The sequence below is a fragment of the Rahnella bruchi genome (assembly GCF_003614975.1).
In the GTDB taxonomy this organism is placed as follows: Bacteria; Pseudomonadota; Gammaproteobacteria; order Enterobacterales; family Enterobacteriaceae; genus Rahnella; species Rahnella bruchi.
The window spans coordinates 435,827-458,766 of record NZ_QZWI01000001.1 but is presented as its reverse complement, the minus strand read 5'-3'; the positions used below and the strand labels follow the sequence as shown (position 1 = coordinate 458,766).

Sequence of the window (22,940 nt, the reverse complement as noted above, 5' to 3'; positions counted from 1 at the left end):
AAAGATAAATCAGTTGGTTAAGTTAACGCGCAGGCATTTGCGTTAATACTTAAAACCCCCTCCCGGCTATCCCTTCGCAGGGGAGGAGAAAACGAGATCTTATTCTTCAATAAACCTTATCGCCACTCCCAGCGCATCGGCCGCCCGAACTAAAACCGGACCGTCAGAGTCATTAAACGTGATCTCCCCCACCCGCAAGCTATTACGCACTGCCTCCAGCGACCGGGTCGCAAATTCCAACCCGATCATGCGGGCGCTGCCGTTTTCACCTTCCGGTACGGTGTCGAATTCCGCTGTTGCCTGCTCAGGCGTCACGAACCGCACTGTGGCGCGGCCTGCGCGCAATGTCACTTCCTGAGGGGATATGGCTAATGCGCTGGCACCGAATAATTCGGCATACACCTGAGCGGCGTCCTGCGGATTTACGGCTGAAATCACAAAACCGGTGATATCGGCGACGGCGTTCGGGTGGCGCTGCCATTCGTTGCGCCACACCAGTTCCGGCGTCAGGTGATGACAGAAGAAACTGCGGCCATTCGGCACGCGGCTGGCGGCCAGCGGTACGGTACGAAAACGGGCATTCGGCGATGTGCCGTCGTTCAGCTCTACCGGTCGGAAGAATTCTGCCGGTGCGGAACCTGCAATATTTTGCTGTTGCAAATGCTCGTAAACCGCCGATGAATTCTGCGTTTTCCACACCAGACCGGTCAGGCCGAGCGGTGCCTGCCAGAGGTCTTTTCGGGTGTGGGCGTTGCCCGGTTCATAGCCAAGCAGCTCCAGATAATTTTCACCAAAAATCGCCAGATGATTACTGGACCCCAGCGAATGATGCCCGCGAGGCGTGAGATGAAAACCCAGGCGGCGGAATTGCTGTTCGGCATGATTCAGCTGTTCGGCGACGTTAATCACCACATGATCAAGCTGCGGAACCGGTTTTTGCGAACTCTGTACATCAGTCATTAAACGGTTCTCCCAGCGTTAACATCAGACGGTTAGCCCAGGCGAAAAAGGCCGCGGACTGCGCCAGATCGACAATCTCAAGCTCGTCTAAACCCTGCTCGCGAAGCGTCGCAATGTGCTGCTGCGTGGCCACCGGCGGGGTGGCAGAAAGCGCGGCGGCGAAATCAATTTCGGCCTGCCAGCGCGGGGACTGTTCTTTGCTCAGAATGCCGCCCGGCGGGGTGTCGATCAGGCGCTGAACATCCTCTGTTTGTTTCGACAGCTGGCTGGCTTTGCGCGAATGCACCGACGCGCAGTAAATACAGCCGTTAATTTTGCTGGCAACGGTCGCGGCCAGTTCGCGCTCTTTGCGCGGCAGACCGCCGGAGGTGTAGAAAATCCCTTTATCGGTTAGCGTACGCTGTTCGAGAACCGGCAGATTACGGCCTAACAGGCGGAAATAATCAGAATCCGTATGGCCGAATTTCGCCAGAATTGCCTGCTGCGCTTCATCAAATTCTTCCAGTTTTTTCGCCGGGATCCAAGGCTCCCAGCCGAGTTCCTCCTGAGTGAACGCCTGCGGCGCATCGCGGCCACTGTGGGTGTTCGGTTCGGTGCGCCAGAAAGCGGCACCCACCGGTTTATTGCTGCCATTCTCCACCGGTTTGCCGCCAATCAGCCGGTAACTGCGCAGCACGCGGCTCTGGAAGCTGACGAATGCGATCAGTTGCGACAGCGTGACAATCGCGTCCGCCGACCAGCCGGCTTTTTTCAGCGCCTGCAAGTGCGCAGGCGTCGCGCTGGCGGGTTTGAAACTCAGACGCTCACCGTGCGTCAGCGCCGCGTCGAGACGGGCTGTTTCGTCGATATCCGGTAAATCCTGCAATCGTTCGGAATAGTGATTGGTCAGCTGCGAATCACCGTGCCAGCGCGCGACGTTTTGCGCCAGCCGCAGGCGTTCAGCCAGAGAAAAATCCACGCCATCCTGTTCGGTAAACAGCGCGTCGTAGCTGCCCTGCGCGTGACGGGTCGCGGCGTCGCGGGTTTCGCGTGCCTGTTTCAGTGCCGAGTCTGGGGCAATGTCAGCCAGTTTTTCCAGCAGGTCGGTCGAGTAGGTAGTCATAGGGCTTCCCTTGAAAATGAGGAATCAGCGGAGGAGGAAGAAACATGGCGTTGCGGCGTGCGGCGAACCCAGCCGAGCGCGGGGGCAACGTGACGGGCGATCAGTTCGATGGAGCGTAAAATATACGGGTGCGGCGGATCGATGGAATGCACCTGAAACGCCAGATCGGTGACGCGGGCTAATGCGGTATCGGCCCGCAAGGTTGCAGTCACCTGCGCTGGCGTACCGAGATGCACGTCGAAGGCGCAGATGTAATCGTCCAGCGTATCGCCTTTCACAATCTGCCCGCTGGCACGGTGGTTTTCAGCCTGACGGCGTAAGCCTTTTTGCGCCAGTTCACGCGCTTCATCGCCGTTTTCGGTCACAAATGCGGTGCGCGACCCCATGATGCGTGGCGCAACGCCTTCCGGCAGGGCATCCAGATAAGCATCAATAATCGGATTTTGCAGTTCATCAAGACGCAAATCAGGCGCATCTGCCGGACGTGGCTGGGTGCGCGAAAGCATCAGGCCGTCGCCGGATTTACCCGCACGCGCGCCGCCGTCTACCGAGAAAGTCGCCTGCCACACACGGTTCGCCAGCTGCGGTGCCGCCGGATATAACCGGTTGTCGGTGCCTGCCAGCGGTTCGCCGCGCCAGGCGGTGAGCAGGGTTTGCAGATTGTTGCCAAAGGCTTTGCCGCGATCCTGACTTTCCAGCCCGAACGGCGGGAATGATGTCGGCGTACCACCAGAACCTAAACCGATTTCAAGACGCCCGCCGGAAAGCAAATCCAGCACGGCGGTATCTTCGGCGACGCGTAATGCATTTTCCATCGGCAGCGTGATAACGCCGGTGCCGAGGCGGATAAAGCGCGTATGCGCCGCCACCTGAGCGAGGAAAACCAGCGGTGCAGGCAGGCCGCCTTCGGCTTCGTGAAAATGGTGCTGCGCGACCCAGGCGGAATCAAAACCTAACTGTTCGGCGTGAATGATTTGCTCGGTCGCCAGCCGGTAACGTTCCTGCGCGCTGGTGTTGTCCAGCAGGCGGGTGAAAAATCCAAGACGTTTACTGCTCATAATGTCCCTCTTTTCTTTTTTCATGTGCTGAGTCAGGCAGCGCGGTGGCGGCCTGGGATCGCATCGATAAGCTGACGGGTGTAATCGCTGGAAGGCAGAGCGAAAACGTCTTCCACATTGCCGGAATCCACCTGCTGTCCACGATTTAACACCGAGACGCTGTGCGATATTTGCCGGACGGTCGCCAGATCGTGCGAGATAAACAAATAAGTCAGGCCTAGCGAATCCTGTAACTGCGCAAGCAGCGTCAGGATTTGCGCCTGCACGGTGACGTCGAGCGCCGACGTCGCTTCATCAAGGATCAGCACTTTCGGCTCTAAAATCAGCGCACGCGCAATCGCCACACGCTGGCGTTGTCCGCCGGACAGTTCGCGCGGTTTGCGGCTGAGTAATTCTTCCGGCAGCGCCACGCGGCGGGCGATATCCAGCACGCGTTCACGGCGCACGTCAGGCGGGATTTTTTCGAAATTAAGCAGCGGTTCTTCAATCACTTTGAACAGCGTTTGCGACGGATCCAGCGAGGCGAAAGGATTCTGATACACCAGCTGGATTTTCTTGCGCAGCTGGCGCAGCGGCTCGCCTTTGAGGCGCGTAATGTCTTCGCCGTCGATCAGCACGCGTCCGCTGTCTGGTTTCTGAAAACCGAGCAGAATGCGCGCCAGCGTGGTTTTACCGGAGCCGGATTCGCCGACCAGAGAATGCGTGGTGCCGCGCAAAATGCTGAAAGAGACATTATCGACCGCCCGGAACGCGGCCTGATTTTTGCCGCCCAGTGTAAAATCATGCGTGATGTTTTCGACCACCAGCACCGGATCCTGTGCCGCACGAAGCTGCGCGCGGTGGCGGCCAGAAAGGGCAGGGACATCGGCGAACAGCTGGCGGGTGTAATCACTTTTCGGCGCACTCAGTACTTCGGCTGTCACGCCTTGCTCCTGCACCTTGCCGTGACGGAACACCAGCAGCCGGTCGGCGCGTTCGGCGGCAATCGCCAGGTCATGCGTGACCAGCAAAACCGCGGTGCCAAACTCCCGGCGCAGTTCGTCGATCAAATCCAGAATGCGTTTTTGCACCGTGACATCCAGCGCACTGGTCGGTTCATCAGCGATGATCAACGCCGGTTGCAGGGCAATCGCAATGGCGATTAATACACGCTGTTTCATGCCGCCGGAAAGCTCGTGCGGATACTGTTTCGCCCGCTGTTCCGGATGCGAAAGCCCGACGCGGGAAAGCAATTCCACCACGCGGGCATCGCGCTGCGCACGCGGCAGACGCTGATGGATATCCAGAATTTCTGCAACCTGCGAACCGATGGTTTTGACCGGATCCAGAGAACTGGTCGGATCCTGCGGTATCAGGCTGATGCGTGCGCCGCGCAGGGCATCGAGACGGCGCTGCGACCACTGGCTGATGTCGGTACCATTCAGGCGAATTTCGCCCTGTTCGATATGGCCGTTCTCCGCCAGTAAACCGATGATCGCCTGCGCGGTGGTGGTTTTCCCCGAGCCGGATTCACCGACAAGCGCCAGCACTTCACCGGAGTTAATCGAAAACGATACGTTATGCACTACCGGCTTACCGTCGTAGGCGATCGACACGTTTTCCAGTTCGAGAACCGGCGGAGCGTCATGCGTAAAAGTGGCCTGTGCGTTCATCGCGTTCTCCTGCGTAATGACTGGCTGATGCGGTTGGCGGAAAGCACCACTAAAACCACGACCACGCCGGGGAAAGTGGTCAGCCACCAGGCGGTCGAAATGTAATTACGGCCTTCGGCGATCAGCAGACCCCATTCCGGCGTCGGCGGCGGTGTGCCGTAACCGAGAAAACTCAGGGTGGAAATGGCGAGAATGGCGCTGCCGAACTGCAATGCCGAGAAGGCGATCACCGACGTCAGCGAGTTGGGCAAAATATGCCGCCACAAAATCGACAGAAAAGATCCGCCGCTGCCGTACGCCGCTTCGACGTAATCGCTGTGACGCACCAGCACCACTTCGGCGCGCGCCAGACGGGCGAAGTTGGCGACGGAAGTGACACCGACGGCAATCGCGGCGTGAACCGTGCCGAAACCGAGTAAAATAATCACGCTCAGCGACAGCAGCAGACCGGGAATTGACAGCAATACGTCGTTGATGCGCATGACGACGGCATCCACCAGACCGCCGCTGGCACCGGCCGCCAGGCCTAACGCAGTGCCAAAGATCAGACCAAGCGCTACGGCGACCAGCGCGCCGGAAAGGGAATGCGACGCGCCGTAGACAATGCGCGCGTACACATCGCGGCCAAGCTGATCCGTACCCAGCCAGTGTCCGGCCTGCGGAGCCAGACGCTGTGCACCGGCAATCCCTTCAGTGCCGCTGTAATCAGTGAATAAACCGGGGGCAATCGCCCACAAAATAACGGTTGTCATCACCAGCCACGCGAGGATCAATCCCGGTTGCAACCGGGCGGGTTTCCAGCGGCGACGCTGTGTGAGCGGTAATGAAAGCGTGCTTTTGCCAAGCGGTAAGCTGCTCATGCGGTGGCTCCCCGTGAGTTTTTAGAAGCAGATGCTTTAAGACGCGGATCGAGCAGCGGATAAAGCAAATCGACCAGTAAGTTGATGGCGACAAACGCGGCGGCGGAAATCACCACAATCGCCTGAAGCACCGCGACATCCTGATTATTTACCGCCTGCTGGGTCAGTTGTCCGAGGCCGTTAAGACCGAACACCGTTTCGGTGATAAGCGCCCCGGCAATCAGTTCGCCAAACAGCAAACCGGCAATGGTCAGCGCCGGAAGCAGGGCGTTACGCGCCACATGACGCCACAATACGCCGCTGCGGCTGGCACCTTTCGCACGGGCGACGGCGACGAACGGCTGGGTTTGCACCTGATCAATGCTGCGGATAAGGATCTGCGCCAGTGGGGCGGAAATCGGTACCGCCAGCGTAATAATCGGCAAAATCAGCCCGACCCATTCACCCGGATTAATCACCGGGATCCAGCGAAGATGGAACGAAAAGAACTGAATCAGTGCGATACCCAGCCAGAATGTCGGAATAGAAATAAACAGCGACGGCACCGCCTGTAAGGTGTTCTTCAGCCAACCGAAATGCAGCAGGCTGGAGAGAAACGCCAGCGCAAAGGCCACCACGGCGGCCAGTGCAAAACCGAACAGCGCCAGACGCAGCGTCGGCGGGAAGTTGCTGCTGAGTAATTCAGTCACCGGTACGCCAGCCTGAATCGAATAGCCCAGATCCCCGCGCAGGAAATTGCCCAGCGTGTGCAGATATTGTTGCCAGACCGGCACATCCGCGCCGTACGCGGCACGCATATCGGCGATTTGCGCCGGGCTTAATCCCATATCCGGGTTCTGGAATTTAATCAGAATCGCGTCGCCGGGCAGCACCTGCAGCAGGATGAAAGAGACGGTAAACGCCGCCCACAACACCAGCACAGCCTGCCCGAATCGACCGCTAACGTATCGGCTCATGATTTACTCCCCCGTCTGTTAATGCTTTTCCAGCCATGCGCCGTAGAAGCTTGGACGCCCGACCGCTTCAAAGCTCACGCCTTTGAAATACGGCGCACCGGCAAATACCTGCGGTTCTTCGAAAATAGGAATGACATACGCCTGATCGAGCAGGTAGTTCTGCACGTCGCCGGTCAGTGCCAGACGTTTTTTCGGATCCACTTCGGCAGAAATCGCGGTCAGCAGGTCGTTAAGTTTGTCGTCACGGAAGCTTTTCACCTTGCTGCTCAGTCCGCCTTTTTGCAGAAGCGCATCGCGGTTGGTCGGGTAGAAGGAGCTTTTGATGACGTCCGGATCGGCGCGTCCGACTTCCACTACGTTTGCCGGGGTTTTCTGCGGATCAAGGTTATCCGCCACACGGCTGCCCGCATCGCCCGCCAGAATATTCAGCTTCGCGCCGACCTGACTCCATTGCTGGGAAACCAGCTGCAACACTTCTTTGTTCTGCGGCTGTGGCAGGGATTCATAGATGGTCAGCGACAGCGTTTTGCCGTCTTTTTGCCGGATGCCGTTCGGACCTGGTTTCCAGCCCGCTTCATCGAGCAGCTTTTTGGAAAGCGTCGGGTCGTAAGTCAATTTGTTGCTCAGGTCGACATAACCGGCGGCAGTTTTGGCAATCACCGACGTGGCCTGCGGATAGTTGGGTGAGAACAGCGTATCCACCACCTGTTTACTGTTGGTGGCGTGCAGCAGCGCCTGACGGACTTTTAAATCTGACACCAGCGCGTTGTCCGGGCGGAACGAAATGCTGTCGTTGACGCCTTTGGTCGGTGCGGCATAAATCGGGAAGTTCTGGTCTTTGGCCTGTTTCTCGTCATAGGCCTGAACCTGACGGATGAAATCTGCCTGACCCGCCAGCAGCGCGCCGATACGCACGCTGTCTTCGCCGGTCACGATCACCTTGATGCCGTCGAGATTGGCGCGACCCTGCTGTTTGAGGTTTTTCGGCCCCCAGTTGTAATCCTTACGCGCGGTCAGGTCGACTTCGCGGCCAAGCGTTTCCTTGCTGACCACAAAGGGGCCGGAACCGATGATGTGCGTGGCGTCGCCCAGCGCATCAAAATTGCGCGCCAGCGTACTCAGCGACACCAGTCCGGAACCAATAGTAGCGGTGCCTTGCAGGAAGCCCGGCGAGGATTTTTTGAAATAAAACTTCACGGTCAGCGGATCAACCACTTCGCTGTGGTCGTAATTGTTGATGACTTCGGATACCGGCAGATGGTGCTCTTTGTTGCCCAGGCCGTAGGTATCAAAGTTTTTGGCCACCGCGTTGGCATCCAGCGGCGTGCCGTCGGAGAAAGTCACGCCCGGTCGCAGTTTGAATGTGTACTCGGTTTTGTCGGCGTTGAACGACCAGGATTGGGCGATCCAGGGTTCGACTTCCAGCGTCTTCGGATTCTGGTAAGTCAGTTTGTCGGTGATCTGATTGAGAATGCCGCCGTTCGGGTAGAAGCCACCCGCAGGCGGATACAGGTTGGTGTGTGCCTGTTGCTCAAGGTATATCAGGGTGCCGCCCTGAACCGGTGTGCCATCGGCGGCGATAGCGCAAAACGTGCTGGTGAGAAGTGCCCCTAAAGCCAGTGCGCGGGTAACCGCGTTAATCCGGCGAATGTTCTTCATCGTTAAACCCTTTTTCTTATCTGGCATGGTTGCAGGTGAATGACTCTGGCGTTCTTAGAACCAAAGTGCTGAGCCCATAACAAACCAATTTAAGGGGGAGGTGAACGAAGGAATTTTGCAATCGTTAGCTGGAAACGGCATTAGGGAAAATGTGCGGGAGACAGAAAGAAAAAAACCAGCGGCTAATCCGGACGGGTGGACCGGATAACCGCTGGCGATCATCAAAAATGATGAGCTAAGGAGAAACTGAGGTCGTCAGTGATCTTTTAATGCAGCTTCTGTGCCAGTTTTTATTTCAGGCTGCGTTTTTGCCTGTTTGCTGCGGCTGAGGAAAGCATTCAGTAAAATTGCGCCGAAGGTCGCCGTGCCGATACCGCCCATGCTGAAGCCGCCCAGACTCAGGGTAAAGTTGCCTGCGCCCAGTACCAGCGTGACTGCCACCATAATGAGATTGCCGTTAAGTCCCAGATCCACCTGATTTTGTACCCAGATGCGGGCACCGGCCACGGCAATGAGGCCGAACACCACAATTGACGCGCCACCGAGTACCGGCCCCGGAATGGTGTGGATCAGTGCACCAAATTTGGGCGAGAAGCCCAACACAATGGCAACAATCGCCGCCGCGACAAAAATCAGTGTGGAGTAAATTTTGGTTACCGCCATCACGCCGATGTTTTCAGCATAAGTGGTGACGCCGGTACCGCCCGCCGAGGCGGAAAGTAAGGTCGCCAGACCGTCACCGACAAATGCACGCCCCATGTAAGGGTCGAGATTTTTGCCGGTCATACCCGCGACCGCTTTAATGTGGCCGAGGTTTTCTGCCACCAGGATCACTGCCACTGGTGCAATCATCAGCATGGCGTGAGAGCTGAATACCGGCGTGGTAATGGTCGGTACGCCAAACCACGGTGCCTGCGCCACAGCGGAGAAATCCACCGGCGCACCCAGCCCGAGGCCGTTGGTGATCACCATATATATCAGATATGCCGCCACCAGCCCGAGCAACAGCAACAGGCGTTGCACCAGACCGCGGGTGAATACCGCCACCGAGCCGATGCACAGCACGGTCATCACCGCCATCCAGCTGTCGAATGAAGACGCCGACACGCTGTTAATCGCAATCGGTGCCAGATTGAGGCCGATTGCCATCACCACCGCACCCGTCACTACCGGCGGCATCAGGCGTTCAATCCAGCGCGTACCGACCGCCATCACCACAAAACCAATCAGCGTATAAATCACGCCACAGGCAATAATCCCGCCCAGCGCCACGCCGATATTCGGATTCGCCCCGTGGCCGCTGTAACCGGTCACCGCGATCACCAGCCCGACAAACGCGGCGCTGGAACCGAGATAACTCGGCACGCGTCCGCCGACCACCAGGAAGAACAGAAGGGTGCCGATGCCTGACATCAGGATTGCCATGTTGGCGTCAAAACCCATCAGCAATGGCATTAAAACGGTGGCACCAAACATTGCCACCGTATGTTGCAGCCCCATGATCACCGTCGAACCTAACGGCAGCCGTTCATCCGGCGCGATCACCGCGCCATCCAGATTGCCTTCTCTTTTACGCCATTGTGGAAACCAGGAGGTATTTGCCATGCTGTAAGTCCCTAATCAGGTTGAATTAACAGGCTGTCTGACGCATCAATGGGTGATAGCGCCGCTCGAAATACACCAGTCCGTGGCGGTCGTCGTTGCGTTGTAACGCGACGGCTTCACAAAACAATATGTCGTGGGTGCCGACGCTGGTGATCTGCGTGATTTTGCAGTCAAACGACACCAGTGCATTAGTGAGGATCGGCGAGCCGGTGGCGAGGCGCGCCCACTCAGCGGCTTCAAAGCGTTGTTCCATCGGCGTTTTTCCGCCGAATAAATTGGACAGCGACTCATGACAATCGGCCAGCGTGTTAACGCACAGTACCTGATTCTGCGTAAAGGCCGCATGCACCGATGCCGAGCGGTTCAGACATACCAGCAGCGTTGGCGGAGTATCGGTGACGCTGCACACCGCCGAGGCAGTGAAACCCGCGCGTCCGCCGGGACCGTCGGTGGTGATGATGTTGACAGCGGAACCGAGGTGCGCCATCGCATCGCGATACTCTTGTTTTTCAACGGCAACCTGTTTTTCAACAACGGGCACGTCGGTCGCGGGCAGTGTGGCATTCAGGGTTGTTTGCATGGTCGGGTCCTCAGCGGTGTTATCAGTACTGACTGGCTGCTGCGGCAGAAGGTTGCGATGAATGCCGCAGCAGCCAGTCCAGTAAAATCGGGTTAAAGGTTTCCGGGTCAGTCACGCTCATGGCATGACCGCCGTACAGCATTTGGGCGTGCTCGCCGTGAGGCAGGCGGGACGCGAGATCGACTGAACGCGGCCACGGCACCAGCAAATCATCCTTACAGCTGAACGCCAGCGTCGGTGCAATGACCTGCACGAGGCTGGCGGTCAGATCAGAATCCATCAGCGCCTGTAAGCGGTGCAGCAGGTTTTCCATCCCCTGAAAATGCGCCACCTGATGCTGGCGCTCTTCCTGCAATAAGGCGTCGTTTTCGGAAAGCCAGTCAGCCGGATACAGAAACAATGGCTGCGCCTGAACGTAGGCATCGACGCCGCTGTTGAGCAGCAGATTTTGCCGCACTTCAAAGCAGCGGCGCGTCTGGCTGTCGAGCTTCGACCAGCCGTTAATGACCACCAGACTTTGCAACAACGCCGGATAACGCAGGGCCAGATGCAGGCCGATAATGCCCCCGAGTGCGTGGCCGACCAGATGACAGCGGCTGATATCCAGTTCGTTGAGCATGCCCGCCAGTTCGTCGGCCATGTCTTCCATCCGGTAACCGGCGGGCACCGTGCCCTGACTGACGCCGGTGCCGTGCTGGTCGTAAACGACTACGCGAAAATGTTCTGCGAGCATCGCCAGTTGCGGCTGCCAGAAGCCGCCGGAACCACCGAGCCCGGATGAGAGCACCACGGTTTGTGCATCAGCATTTTGCTTCCCCAATACTTTGTAATACATGCTGCCCCCTCAGGGCGTTCAGACAGGGTATAAAGGCTTTATTTGCCGATGTGGGCAATGGAGGCGATTTCGATCAGCGCATCCGGTTTCACCAGACCGCACTGAATACAGAATCGCGCGGGTTTTTCGCCCGGAAAGTATTCGGCATAAACCTGATTCACTGCGCTGTAGTTCGCCCAGTCAGTGATGAAAATCGAGTTCATGGTGACGTCATCCATTGTGCCGCCCGCGGTTTCTATCACGTTTTTGATGATCTCCAGCACATGACGGGTTTGTGCGGCGGCATCGCCGACATGCACGACGTTATTGTCTTTATCAAACGGCAGGGTACCGGAAACGTACACCACGCCATCGGCGAGAGTACCCGGAACAAAAGGTGCCAGCGGAACGCCGCTGCCAGCCGGAATAATGGCACTTTTAGGCATAGTTTATTTCCCTTTTCAGAAAGCCGTTACGCGGCGTTTTGCTCAGTGTTATACCCCACGGCGTCACAGAAATTACGCACGCTGGAGACCCAGCCAAAGAAGGTTTCGATGTTATAAATCGCGGCTTTCTGCGCGAATTCCGGCCCGGCCTGATGGGTGGCGTCTTCCAGCACGACACCGAAATATTCCAGGAAGAAACCGTCGCGCAGCGTGGATTCGACACACACGTTAGTGGCGATACCGGTGAACACCAGATGATGAATGCCGTAGCTGCGCAGCAGGCTGTCGAGCTGGGTATTAAAGAAGCCGCTGTAGCGTGGTTTCGGCAATACGATGTCGCCCGGCTGCGGCTGAAGTTCATCGACCAGGTCATAATCCCAGTCGCCTTTCGCCAGCAGTTTGCCCATCAGCTCAGGGCGTTTGCGCATGGTTTTCAGTGCATTAGATTTATGGAAATTAGGCGAACCGGCACCGCCGGCTTCGACGTACTGATTGTCCCAGCCGTTCTGGAAGAAAATCACTTTGATGCCTGCGGCGCGGGCGGCGGCAATCGCCACTTTGATATTGGCAATCACCGGCGCGGTGGCGGAAACGTCAAAACCGGCCAGATCCAGATAACCGCCCTGTGAGGCGTAGGCGTTTTGCATATCCACCACAATCAGCGCCGTTTGCTGCGGCGTAAAAGCGATGGCTTCGGGACGTGCTGTGAGGATCGTTTCCTCGCCGGTATTTTTGGGTTCGCGGCGGACCACAGTTTGATTCTCAACAATGTTCATCATGCGACCTCTTTCTGCTCAGTGCCGATATGCTGGCGGGTTTTCATTAAGGGCTGGATGTAACGGCCAAAGTTTTCGATGCCTTGCACAAAATCGTCGAAGGTCAGCAGTACGCCGCCTGCGCCGGGAACAGTGTCGATTTCGTCGAGCATTCTGGCGACACTGGCGTAAGAACCGACCAGCGTGCCCATGTTGATATTGACGGCTGACGTCGGGTCGGCCATCTGGCGGACATTTGTATCGCTGCCGGATTTGGTGTCTTTACTGCTCTGGTCGGTGAGCCAGGCCAGCGCATCAGCGTCGGCACCGGATTTATACAAATCCCATTTGGCGCGGGCGGCGGCATCGGTTTCGTCGGCAATCACCATGAACAGCACGTAGGAGGAGACGTCGCGGTTTTCCGCTTCTGCCGCCGTTTTCATGCGGGCTGCGGTCGGCGCAAAGGCCGTTGGCGTGTTGACGCCTTTACCGAAACAGAAGTTGAAGTCAGCGTGTTTCGCCGAGAAGGCCATACCGGCATCGCTTTGGCCGGCGCAGATCACTTTCATTTCGCTCTGCGGACGCGGGCTGACGCGGCAGTCGTCCATTTTGAAGAATTCGCCGTCGAGCGTGCAGTGACCGGTGCCCCACAGATCGCGCAGCACGCTGACGTATTCAGTCAGGTAATCGTAGCGGCGGGTAAAATAGTCATCCCCCGGCCACATACCCATTTGCTCGTATTCCGGTTTCTGCCATCCCGTGACAACGTTGACGCCGAAACGGCCATTGGAAATTGAGTCGATGGTGGCGGCCATGCGCGCAACGATTGCCGGAGGCATCACCAGCGTGGCGGCAGTAGCGTAGAGCTGGATGCGCGACGTCACGGCGGCAAGACCGGCCATCAGCGTGAACGACTCCATGTTGTGTTCCCAGAATTCGGTTTTGCCACCGAAGCCGCGCAGTTTGATCATCGAAAGGGCGAAATCGAAATGGTAGTGCTCCGCTTTCTGCACAATGGTTTTATTCAGTTCGAAGGTCGGCTTGTACTGCGGCGCAGTTTCAGAAATTAACCAGCCGTTGTTGCCGATAGGAATAAAGACACCGATTTTCATAGCTCACCTCATGATGCAATGCGAATGAAGGAATTCAGATTTGCTATTGCAAGGCGGATGCCAGTTTTTAAATCACTATAATTATCAGTTGTTTAAAAATAACGTCGCATTACTGATGGAGCAGATGGTCTGTTTCAGACCATCTGGTCAAAAATAACTGCACATTTATCAGGCAGGATTGAGCAGAAATGGTGCATATTTGTTAAATTAATAATCCTTTTTGGTTATGCGGTGTCGCCCCAAGTGTTACTTTCATCATCCATATGCATAGCGATAGTCGCCTGTAACGCCATTTGTTATGATTTCCGCCTTGCTGTTTGTCTCAGGGAGACGTTGTGAAGCCATTGGTTGAACCTCCGCAGCCTGACGCCGGAGAGAAAAAATCCCGCCAGACGGCGGCGAAAGCCCCGACGCGACGTTCGCGCGCCGTCGCTGCTAAACGCGGCAATATCATGGCGGCGGCGCTGGAATTCTTTTCGCTTTACGGTATTCATGGCACCAGCCTGGATCAGGTCGCCGAGCGTGCTGACGTGTCCAAAACCAATCTGCTGTATTACTTCCCCTCGAAAGAAGATTTGTATATCGCGGTGCTGAAAGGGCTGCTGGATATCTGGCTGGCGCCGCTGAAAGCGTTGCAGTCAGATCAGCATCCGCTCGAAGCCATCAGGGAATATATCCGTCTGAAGCTTTGTGTCTCACGCGATAATCCGCAGGCGTCAAGGCTGTTTTGTCTGGAGATGGTACAGGGCGCGCCGCTGCTGAAACAGGAGCTGGGCGGCAGCCTGAAAACGCTGGTGGAAGATAAATCGGATGTGATCCGCGGCTGGATCAAAGACGGGCTGATCGCCCCGGTGGACCCGATGCAGCTGATTTTTATGCTGTGGGCAACCACGCAGCATTACGCAGATTTCAGCGTGCAGGTTGAAGCTATCACCGGAAAAACGCTCAGCGATCCTGAGTTTTTTGAGCAGACGGTGAAAAACGTGCAGCACATTATCACCGAAGGCATTCAGCTTCGGGCTTAAAGAGGTCAGGATGGATTCGGTTTCTCAGTTCGTATTGGGCGCGGCGGTCGGCATCGCGGTGATGGGAAAACGTGCGCCGGTGTGGAAATCCGCACTGGCTGGTGCGGTATGCGGCACGTTGCCCGATCTGGATGTGTTTTATGATCACGGCGATGCCATCAGCAACATGACGATGCACCGCACTGAAAGTCACGCGCTGTTTTATCTGACCCTGATTTCGCCGCTGCTGGCGTGGCTGATGGCAAAATTGCTCAGCGGCGCAAAGCATTTCAAACACTGGTGGGGTGCGGTCTGGCTGGCTCTGATCACCCATCCGCTGCTGGATTTAATGACCGTTTACGGTACGCAGCTCGGTCTGCCGTTCACAAACTACCCTTTTGCCGTGGGCAGTGTTTTCATCATTGATCCGCTCTATACCTTGCCACTGATTATCGGCGTCGGGCTGGCGCTGTACCGTGAGCAACAGCGCGGTATCATGTGGAATAATGTGCTGCTGGGCGTGAGTTGTTTGTATCTGGCTTGTACCGCTTTCGAGCAACATCAGGTGACGCGGCATGTGGGCGAGGAACTGCAACGCCAAAACATCGAAAGCACGCAGGTGCTGGTCACGCCGACCCCGCTGAATTCGCTGGTGTGGCGGGTGGTCGTGATGAATAAAGACAGTTATGGCGAAGGATTTACCTCGCTGTTACATCCTGATTCGCCGATCCGCTTCCGCTTTTATCCGCGCGGTGAAGCACTCTATGAAGCGCACAAAGACAATGCGTTTCTGGCGCGCGTCGCCTGGTTCAGTCACGGTTTCTTCAGCGTTAAAGAACAGGGCGGTCATATTCTGGTCAGCGATTTACGCATGGGACAGGAACCGGATTACACATTTGTGTTTGATCTCGGCGAAATGAAAGCCAGTGAGCCACCTGAACTGCCGGTGAAAGTGGCCTCCGCCCGCCCGTCAGCGAGAAAAATGCTGGATCAGTTCTGGCAGGCGCTGGAAGTGGAGTAGTCCGCAGATTACAGGAATGAAAAAGGAGCCAGCAGGCTCCTTTTGCATCAATGGTCTGTTCAGGCTTTACGGCTTCTTGTCCGCAACCAGTAACCTATCCCCAGTACCACAAACCAAAGCGGCGTGACGAGCAACGCCTGACGGGTGTCATCCTGCAGGGTCAGCAAGACCAGCACGAAGGCGAAGAATGCCATGCACACCCAGCACATCAGTTTGCCGAGGGGCATTTTGTAGATGGATGCTTCGTGCAACTGCGGGCGCTTACGGCGGTAGACCAGATAAGAGCAGAGGATGATGGTCCAGACGAACATAAACAGGATCGCGGAAACGGTGGTGACCAGCGTAAAGACCGTGACCACGTTCGGGATCAGGTAAATTAGCACCACACCGCCAAGCAGGCAGATGCAGGAGAAGGTCAGGCCGTTTGACGGCACGGCGCGGGAAGAGAGCTTACCGAACGCTTTCGGCGCGTTGCCTTCCTGTGCCAGACCGAACAACATGCGGCTGGTAGAGAACACGCCGCTGTTGGCGGAAGAGGCCGCTGAGGTCAGCACCACAAAGTTGATGATGCTCGCCGCCGCCGGAAGACCGGCCAGAACAAACAGTTCAACGAATGGGCTTTTATCCGCCACCACGTGACTCCACGGTGTCACCGACATAATCATGATCAGTGAGAAAACGTAGAACATGATGATGCGCAGCGGGATGGCGTTGATGGCGCGCGGCAGAGATTTTTGTGGATCCTTGGTTTCGGCTGCGGTCGTGCCAACCAGTTCGATACCGACAAACGCAAACACAGCTATCTGGAAACCGGCAAAGAATCCGCTGACGCCTTTCGGAAAGAATCCGCCGTCATTCCACAGATTACTGAAGGAGGCGACGGTGCCGGTTGGCGTCTGGAAGTGCGTCAGCACCATCACCAGCCCGGCGATAATCAGCCCCACGATGGCGACGATTTTAATCATCGCAAACCAGAATTCCATCTCCCCAAACATTTTCACGGTGGCGAGATTTAGACTGAGTAACACCAGTACGCAGAGCAGGGAGGCAACCCATTGCGAGAGTCCGGGGAACCAAAACTGGCCGTAGGCGGTAATTGCCACGACATCTGCGATTCCGGTGACCACCCAGCAGAACCAGTAGGTCCAGCCAGTGAAATATCCCGCCCAGGGGCCCAGCAGATCGGCAGCAAAATCGCTGAAAGATTTGTATTCGAGGTTGGATAATAACAGTTCGCCCATTGCACGCATGACGAAAAACAGCATAAAGCCGATGATCATGTAGACGAAAATGATGGACGGACCGGCGAGGCTGATGGTTTTGCCCGAGCCCATAAACAGGCCGGTACCGATAGCGCCACCGATGGCAATAAGCTGGATATGGCGGTTGGAGAGATTGCGCCGCAGACCTTCCGCGCTCTCTTCCTCCGGCCGGGCGAGGATTTTTGACTCTTCTTGCATGTTGTATAGATTCCTGTTTTTTGCTTTCTGCGTATGAACTCCGCCATATCGCATTCATTTACGTCAGTATTTGAGCGCTGAGGCTCTTTAATCATCTCCGCTGGAACGACAGCGGGAGTGGGTGATTGTAATACTAATGTTAATTCTAAAGATGTTATAACCGACATAAAAAATGCCAGAGGTGAAAAATGTATCGTATTTTTTACATAGTGGATAATTGCGTGTTAATTAATCTGGTGTGAACAGAAGGGTGAGAATACTACCCGTTTTCTATGTGATGGGCTTCACAAATATTTGCCGGAAAGACAGCAAAATAAGTAAGGATAAGGGTTTGACATCATCTGAATAGAGGGGAATAATTCGTGCTGTTGGGTTGTTAGCTCAGTCGGTAGAGCAGTTGACTCTTAATCAATTGGTCGGCGGTTCGAACCCGCCACGACCCACCAACGAAAACAAGATATTAGCTTAGATCCTCACTTTTGAAATATCCTAGTGTGATACTTTTGCGCCATTTTCTTCTCAAAAGCCGTTTATTGGGAAAGTATGCGACATTAAAATGGTTTGAGATAAGAGAATATAATTGAAATAACTTCAGGACATCCTGTTTAGTTATGCTGAATAATGTGTGTTGTAATCATTCGCTTATTCGTAACTATTTATCTAATGGAAAGTATCCATTTGGGATTTCATGCTTATTGTACAGGGCAATAAAGAGGAATCTACTGGGTGAAATCATATTAAAGGAGTAATTTAATTGAAAATGAGGGTCGTTTTTTTATATACGCTGCCACTTTTATTAGTCGCGGGTATAGCTTACGGGAGTTATAGTGGCGGGAATCCCCCTGATTTTGTGAATGAGGCTGTCGCTACTGTAAGCAACAAAATGTCTTACAGCTTTGGTGCAAGTAATTGTAAAGTAATAAAAAATGAAAATACTCAATGGGATATGGCTTGCAGTTCACCTCTGACTTCTGAGCCATTGATTTTTACAGTTCAGGCAGCAGAAAAATCCCCTTATGATGTCTCCACTTCATTTTACCTGACTGCGAAAAACACCGCCGCTAAGAAGGCTTCTGATGAAGGGCTGATGAGATATTTGATGATTAATAAGAATTCGGTAATCTAAATAATAAAATTCGCCGACCCTTTTCTAACGCTGTTACGCTTTGAAAACAGGCAACGTGAATTTTTATTTTCGGAAGGTGGCCCTGGTTTCTTTTTTTTAGAAGAAAAGGCCAGTTTTGGAAAGGAATCCGTCAGGAAAAGTCTGGCCTCTTACTGAGGCCTGAACATCAATTATTTCGTGAGGACTTTAATACATAATCGTCGTATTGGGCGTCTTACCATTCTTGAGCTGTTTTTGCACACGCATACATAAGCTGAAAATCAGCAAATGAACGTGAGTAATAAACGTACGCTCTTCAGCAAACTGACTGCTGCGTAATACGACCGTTTCTGAACGGTTCTGTTTGGCAACCAGCAGCTCTATCCCTTTTTCACGAAATTCGTCTTCGTAGGCTTTAACGATCCCTGCGGGAGCGATGAGTGTGTAACTGTACATAATCATTCCTGATACTGAGTTGAACATCTGATCGGATAAATCCTATTAATAATATCAAATACGACCTGCTCAAAATTAGCAATTCGGGTGGTTGTTTTTTAAACGGATATCACAGAATAGGATGACTTTTCAGAGGCGCGGTCACTCCTGCGTTGGCTGGCATCGGTTTTTAGTTGCCCGTAGCGCGCACGCTGCTATCATTCGTTCATAAACTCAGGGAGATAACGATGAAAAAAACACTGGTGGCCTTGGCTGCTTTATTTTTAGCCGGGTGTGCGAGTAATCCTTATGAACCGACGCCTCAGGTTAAGTCAGCCTACGCAAATGCCAGCGCCGTTGCGCCAGAAGGGCAGACACACATCCGTTTGCACCGCTTAGAACAATCTACAATCGTGCCGTTTGAGAAGACCTGCCCGTTGCTGGTTATTCTGGACGGAAAGACCATTGCAACCCTGCATTTCAACCAGTATGTGGATTTGAATGTGCCGAACGGTATGCGCAAGATTGAAGTACGTATCGCCTGCGCGCTGACGAAAACCACCGGTGAGATCACGGTCGATGCCAACGGCAAAAACATCAGTCTGGAAACCGACCGTAGCTTCTTCGGAACCTACAACATCCGGCCAGAAGGCAGCAATAGTAAGTGATGAAATGAAAAAACCCGCGAAGGCGGGTTTTTTATTGTCAGCCAGTCATCGATTTATTCAGATGTAAGGTTTGGACCATTCGAGGATTTGATCGTGTTGCAGCGGGCGTGAGAAATAAAAACCCTGCACCGAATCGCACTGAAGTTCCTCCAGACACAGCAGGGTGTCGTTGTCTTCCACCCCTTCAGCCACTACCTGATAACTGAGCGCATGTGCCATTTCAATCATCGATTTCACAATGACTTTGCTTTTGCTGTCATTGCTGATGCCCTGAATGAGGGATTGATCCAGTTTCAGCGTATCCGCCGGGATCTTTTGCAGGTAATTAAGATTGCTGTAACCCGATCCGAAATCATCCAGCGCGATGCTGATCCCCATATTACGCAATGCATCCAGTGAGGCCACGGCATGAGGATTATTTGCCAGCGTCTGAGTTTCCAGGCATTCGATTTCCAGCATGGATGGAGATACCTGATGCAGGATAAGCGCGGTATGAATGCGCTGAACCAGATCCTGTTCTACCAGATTATTGGCCGTCAGATTTATCGATACCTGAATTTGCGCGCCACGTTTTTGCCATTCGGCGATTTGCATCACCGCCTGGGTGATGACCCAGTTGGTCAGCGGTGTAATTAAAGGCGTTTTTTCAGCCAGAGGAATAAATTCTGAAGGTGAAATCACTCCGAGAGTCGGATGCTGCCAGCGGATCAGCGCTTCAACACCCTGAAATTTTTTGTCAGCCAGGCGAATCTTAGGCTGATACACCAGATGGAAGTCTTTGCAGGAAGCTACCGTTGCCATCAGGTCATTCAGCAGGTTAAACGCGCGACGCTGAATAACGTCCGATTCCTGATGATACGGCATCACCAGCTGGTTATTACTGATCGCTTCATGCAATGAAGACATGCCCTGACGCATGATGTTTTCAGCGCAATCAGAGGTGGGTGAAAATACCGTATAACCGGCATGCAGGCGCACATTGATCGGAATGTCGCTGGTAATACTTTGCTGGATTCTTGTCGCCGCATTTTCGAGCTGAGTGAAGATTTCTTCCTGCTCATCAAGGCGCTTGATGAGGGCAAAACGGCCCAGCATCAGGCTGTAAACTTTATCGTTTTCGTTGAGTTCACTGCGCAGGAATGAGCCGACATCCTTGAGGATATTTTCGACTTTCGGAATGCCAATTGCACGGCCAATATCATAGGCATAGAGCGTATCCAGGGTATCGATCAGGATCAGCAGGTACGCGGTGTTGTCTGGCGCCTTAATCAGTTGCGCGATGTCTTCCATCAGACGCTGACGGTTAGGTAAGCGCGTGACGATATCGACAAAACTCATGCTGCTGCGGGATTCAATAATATCGATGACAATGGCCGCCAGATCCGACAGCATTTCTATTTCCTGAACGGAAAAGTCGCGCGGATTTTTATCTGCAAGACATAAACTGCCAACGGCAAAACCATCGCGGGTAATCAGCGGCGCACCGGCATAAAAACGCATCCCTTCTTCAGCCGTCACCAGCGGGTTATCGTTAAAACGGGGATCAAGAGTGGCGTCATTTACCACCATCACTGACGAAGAGCGAATGGTGTGATCGCAAAAGGCAATATCCCGGGCGGTGTAACGAAGCGCGGTGTTGGTTTTAGATTTAAACCACTGACGATGCTGGTCTACCAGAGTAATGATGCAAATAGGAATATCAAAAATCTGCTGAGTAAGACGGGTAATCAGGTCGAGGACTTCATCCGGGTTGCCGTCCGCAATCTTCAATTTTTGCAGCGCCGCAAGCCGTTTCTTTTCGTTTGGATTCAGAACCCTTTTCATTCTGTACGACCTCTGATCGCCGAGCTGGACGCGTTTAGTTATGCACTATAGCGTGACTTTGATTCGTTTATCATTTTCTTTTGTCCGTTTTGCGAGGGTTGCTGTCAGTTAGTCAGGCGCAGGAAGTTATCGTTTGCGTACTATGGGTTTAACGGCGCATTGCAGCTGCCTCTAAACCCCAAGGAGAATCGTATGTTAAACGACCCGTCGCAAAAATATCGCCCCTTCCCGCAGGTCAATTTGCCTGATCGTCAGTGGCCGGGAAATGTGCTCAGCGCCGCGCCGCAGTGGTGCTCAAGTGATTTGCGCGACGGTAATCAGGCGCTGGCTGAACCCATGGACAATGCGCGGAAACGTCAGTTTTTCGATTTGTTGATTAAGTGTGGTTTTAAGCAGATTGAGGTCGCATTCCCGTCGGCATCGCAAACCGATTTTGATTTCGTCCGCGGGCTGATTGAAGACAAGCTGATCCCTGATGATGTGGTGATCCAGGTTCTGACGCCATCGCGCCCTGATCTGATTGCGCGCACCTTCGAAGCCCTGAAAGACGTACCGCGCGCCATCGTGCATTTATACAATGCCACCGCGCCTGTTTTCCGTGAAGTGGTCTTCAATCAGGATCAGGCGGCAACCCGCGAACTGGCCGTGCGTGGCGCGCAACAGATCCGTCAACTTTGTGAACAATATTCGCAAACCGACTGGACGTTCGAATATTCGCCGGAAACGTTTTGCTTTACCGAACTGGAGTTTGCGCTGGAAGTGTGTGAAGCCGTAGCGGATGTCTGGGAACCGGGCGCGCAAAGACCGATGATCATTAATTTACCGGCGACTGTGGAAGTCAGCACACCGAATATTTATGCCGATCAGATTGAATGGTTCTGCCGTCATTTCAGCCGTCGCCAGCAGGTTTCAATCAGCGTGCATCCGCATAATGATCGTGGAACGGGCGTGGCGTGTGCAGAGCTGGCCATGCTGGCGGGTGCCGATCGCGTGGAAGGGTGTTTGTTCGGCAACGGTGAACGCACCGGTAACGTGGATATCGTGACGCTGGCCCTGAACCTCTATACCCAAGGTGTCGCGCCGGGACTTGATTTCAGTAATTTACAGGCCATCGTGGAAGCGGTAGAAGAGTGCAATCAGTTGCCAGTGCATCCGCGCCATCCGTATGCGGGGGAACTGGTCTTTACGGCATTTTCCGGCTCGCATCAGGACGCTATCAAGAAAGGTTTTGCGGCGCAAAAAACCTCTGAGAGCCCGTACTGGCGCGTGCCTTACCTGCCGCTGGACCCGGCGGATGTCGGATGTAGCTATGAAGCGGTGATCCGCGTCAACAGTCAGTCCGGTAAAAGCGGAGCGGCGTGGCTGCTTGAGCAAAATCATGGCCTGAAATTGCCGCGTGGCTTGCAGATTGATTTCAGCAAGGCCGTGCAGCGCGAGACAGATGCGCATGGCAAGGAAATGAGCACCAGTGATATCTGGCGTCTTTTCCGTCAGCGATACGGTTTAACCGAGCAGCCGGTGATCAAACTGCTGGGGTATGACATCCGCAGTGACGAACAAAATGTGTGTCATTTCAGCGCGCGGATCCGTTATCGCAATGAAGAGCAGCACATTTCTGGCAGTGGCAATGGTTTGCTTTCCGGCGCGGCGGATGCCCTGCGCCGCAGTTTCGATGTACAGCTGGAGATCGGCGATTATCATGAGCACACGCTGGGACATCAAAGCCACAGCCGTGCAGTGGCGTATCTGAGTTGTCAGGGGCGTCCGGGAGAAACCTGTTACGGCGTGGGGATCGACAGCGATGTTTCCAGCGCGTCTTTGCAGGCGCTGTTTAATGCTGCCAGTGCCATTATGGCTGACTGAT

21 protein-coding genes and 1 tRNA gene are annotated in these 22,940 nt (G+C 54.5%); 6 read left to right on the top strand and 16 right to left on the bottom strand.

Going from position 1 to position 22,940, the window contains the following annotated elements; genetic code table 11:
* Positions 1 to 99: 99 nt before the first annotated feature.
* The 13 genes from D5398_RS02230 to rutA all read right to left on the bottom strand — a co-directional run bounded on the left by D5398_RS02230 (position 100) and on the right by rutA (position 13,559).
* Positions 100 to 960, bottom strand: a complete 861-nt coding sequence (locus tag D5398_RS02230) for a VOC family protein (protein WP_120506150.1) — start codon at positions 958 to 960, stop codon at positions 100 to 102.
* Positions 953 to 2,062: an alkylhydroperoxidase domain protein gene (locus D5398_RS02225; protein WP_120506149.1), complete on the bottom strand. Its 1,110-nt coding sequence runs from the start codon at positions 2,060 to 2,062 to the stop codon at positions 953 to 955. The genes D5398_RS02230 and D5398_RS02225 overlap by 8 nt, the downstream gene beginning before the upstream one ends.
* Positions 2,059 to 3,120 carry a putative FMN-dependent luciferase-like monooxygenase gene (locus D5398_RS02220; RefSeq protein ID WP_120506148.1) on the bottom strand — a complete coding sequence of 354 codons (1,062 nt, stop codon included), beginning with the start codon at positions 3,118 to 3,120 and terminating at the stop codon, positions 2,059 to 2,061. Before D5398_RS02220 ends, D5398_RS02225 begins: the two co-directional genes overlap by 4 nt.
* 32 nt (positions 3,121 to 3,152) lie before the next feature.
* Positions 3,153 to 4,772, bottom strand: a complete 1,620-nt coding sequence (locus tag D5398_RS02215) for a dipeptide ABC transporter ATP-binding protein (protein WP_120506147.1) — start codon at positions 4,770 to 4,772, stop codon at positions 3,153 to 3,155.
* The gene (locus D5398_RS02210; RefSeq protein ID WP_120506146.1) at positions 4,769 to 5,632 is read right to left on the bottom strand and encodes an ABC transporter permease; all 864 of its coding nucleotides are present in this window, start codon (positions 5,630 to 5,632) and stop codon (positions 4,769 to 4,771) included. Before D5398_RS02210 ends, D5398_RS02215 begins: the two co-directional genes overlap by 4 nt.
* On the bottom strand, positions 5,629 to 6,588 hold the full coding sequence (locus D5398_RS02205) for an ABC transporter permease (RefSeq protein ID WP_120506145.1): 960 nt from the start codon (positions 6,586 to 6,588) through the stop codon (positions 5,629 to 5,631). Before D5398_RS02205 ends, D5398_RS02210 begins: the two co-directional genes overlap by 4 nt.
* An 18-nt stretch (positions 6,589 to 6,606) precedes the next feature.
* Positions 6,607 to 8,247 carry a TIGR04028 family ABC transporter substrate-binding protein gene (locus D5398_RS02200; protein WP_120506144.1) on the bottom strand — a complete coding sequence of 547 codons (1,641 nt, stop codon included), beginning with the start codon at positions 8,245 to 8,247 and terminating at the stop codon, positions 6,607 to 6,609.
* A gap of 255 nt (positions 8,248 to 8,502) precedes the next feature.
* The gene (gene rutG, locus D5398_RS02195; RefSeq protein ID WP_120133623.1) at positions 8,503 to 9,852 is read right to left on the bottom strand and encodes a pyrimidine utilization transport protein G; all 1,350 of its coding nucleotides are present in this window, start codon (positions 9,850 to 9,852) and stop codon (positions 8,503 to 8,505) included.
* Between the two features lie 25 nt (positions 9,853 to 9,877).
* A complete protein-coding gene (gene rutF, locus D5398_RS02190; protein ID WP_120506143.1) occupies positions 9,878 to 10,432 on the bottom strand; it encodes an NADH-dependent FMN reductase RutF in 555 nt (184 codons plus the stop codon).
* A gap of 22 nt (positions 10,433 to 10,454) precedes the next feature.
* Entirely contained in the window at positions 10,455 to 11,267 is an 813-nt protein-coding gene (gene rutD / locus D5398_RS02185) for a pyrimidine utilization protein D (RefSeq protein ID WP_120506142.1), read from the bottom strand.
* A gap of 38 nt (positions 11,268 to 11,305) precedes the next feature.
* Positions 11,306 to 11,692: a pyrimidine utilization protein C gene (rutC, locus tag D5398_RS02180; protein ID WP_120506141.1), complete on the bottom strand. Its 387-nt coding sequence runs from the start codon at positions 11,690 to 11,692 to the stop codon at positions 11,306 to 11,308.
* A 26-nt stretch (positions 11,693 to 11,718) separates the two neighbouring features.
* The gene (rutB, locus tag D5398_RS02175; protein ID WP_208645858.1) at positions 11,719 to 12,471 is read right to left on the bottom strand and encodes a pyrimidine utilization protein B; all 753 of its coding nucleotides are present in this window, start codon (positions 12,469 to 12,471) and stop codon (positions 11,719 to 11,721) included.
* Positions 12,468 to 13,559, bottom strand: a complete 1,092-nt coding sequence (gene rutA, locus D5398_RS02170) for a pyrimidine utilization protein A (protein ID WP_120133621.1) — start codon at positions 13,557 to 13,559, stop codon at positions 12,468 to 12,470. The genes rutB and rutA overlap by 4 nt, the downstream gene beginning before the upstream one ends.
* A gap of 335 nt (positions 13,560 to 13,894) precedes the next feature.
* On the opposite strand from rutA, the gene rutR reads away from it, so the two are divergent.
* Positions 13,895 to 14,584 (top strand): HTH-type transcriptional regulator RutR, encoded by a 690-nt coding sequence (rutR, locus tag D5398_RS02165; protein WP_120506140.1) that lies wholly within the window; start codon positions 13,895 to 13,897, stop codon positions 14,582 to 14,584.
* 10 nt (positions 14,585 to 14,594) lie between these two features.
* Positions 14,595 to 15,584 (top strand): metal-dependent hydrolase, encoded by a 990-nt coding sequence (locus tag D5398_RS02160; protein ID WP_120506139.1) that lies wholly within the window; start codon positions 14,595 to 14,597, stop codon positions 15,582 to 15,584.
* 59 nt (positions 15,585 to 15,643) lie between these two features.
* On the opposite strand, the gene cycA is transcribed toward D5398_RS02160, so the two are convergent.
* The gene (cycA, locus tag D5398_RS02155; protein WP_120133618.1) at positions 15,644 to 17,044 is read right to left on the bottom strand and encodes a D-serine/D-alanine/glycine transporter; all 1,401 of its coding nucleotides are present in this window, start codon (positions 17,042 to 17,044) and stop codon (positions 15,644 to 15,646) included.
* Between the two features lie 370 nt (positions 17,045 to 17,414).
* Between cycA and D5398_RS02150 the strand changes: the two genes are divergently transcribed.
* Both D5398_RS02150 and D5398_RS02145 read left to right on the top strand, forming a co-directional pair.
* Positions 17,415 to 17,490 (top strand) — tRNA-Lys (locus D5398_RS02150).
* A 308-nt stretch (positions 17,491 to 17,798) separates the two neighbouring features.
* Positions 17,799 to 18,170 (top strand): hypothetical protein, encoded by a 372-nt coding sequence (locus D5398_RS02145; protein ID WP_162940703.1) that lies wholly within the window; start codon positions 17,799 to 17,801, stop codon positions 18,168 to 18,170.
* Positions 18,171 to 18,356: 186 nt separating this feature from the next.
* On the opposite strand, the gene D5398_RS02140 is transcribed toward D5398_RS02145, so the two are convergent.
* Positions 18,357 to 18,605, bottom strand: a complete 249-nt coding sequence (locus D5398_RS02140; protein WP_120506137.1) for a hypothetical protein — start codon at positions 18,603 to 18,605, stop codon at positions 18,357 to 18,359.
* Positions 18,606 to 18,832: 227 nt separating this feature from the next.
* Here D5398_RS02140 and D5398_RS02135 point away from each other — a divergent pair, with 227 nt between their 5' ends.
* Positions 18,833 to 19,252, top strand: a complete 420-nt coding sequence (locus D5398_RS02135) for a hypothetical protein (protein WP_120506136.1) — start codon at positions 18,833 to 18,835, stop codon at positions 19,250 to 19,252.
* 57 nt (positions 19,253 to 19,309) lie between these two features.
* Here D5398_RS02135 and D5398_RS02130 read toward each other — a convergent pair whose 3' ends face one another.
* Positions 19,310 to 21,076: a sensor domain-containing phosphodiesterase gene (locus D5398_RS02130; protein ID WP_120506135.1), complete on the bottom strand. Its 1,767-nt coding sequence runs from the start codon at positions 21,074 to 21,076 to the stop codon at positions 19,310 to 19,312.
* A 192-nt stretch (positions 21,077 to 21,268) separates the two neighbouring features.
* On the opposite strand from D5398_RS02130, the gene leuA reads away from it, so the two are divergent.
* Positions 21,269 to 22,939 carry a 2-isopropylmalate synthase gene (gene leuA / locus D5398_RS02125; protein WP_120506134.1) on the top strand — a complete coding sequence of 557 codons (1,671 nt, stop codon included), beginning with the start codon at positions 21,269 to 21,271 and terminating at the stop codon, positions 22,937 to 22,939.
* The last annotated feature ends 1 nt before the right edge of the window (position 22,940 follow it).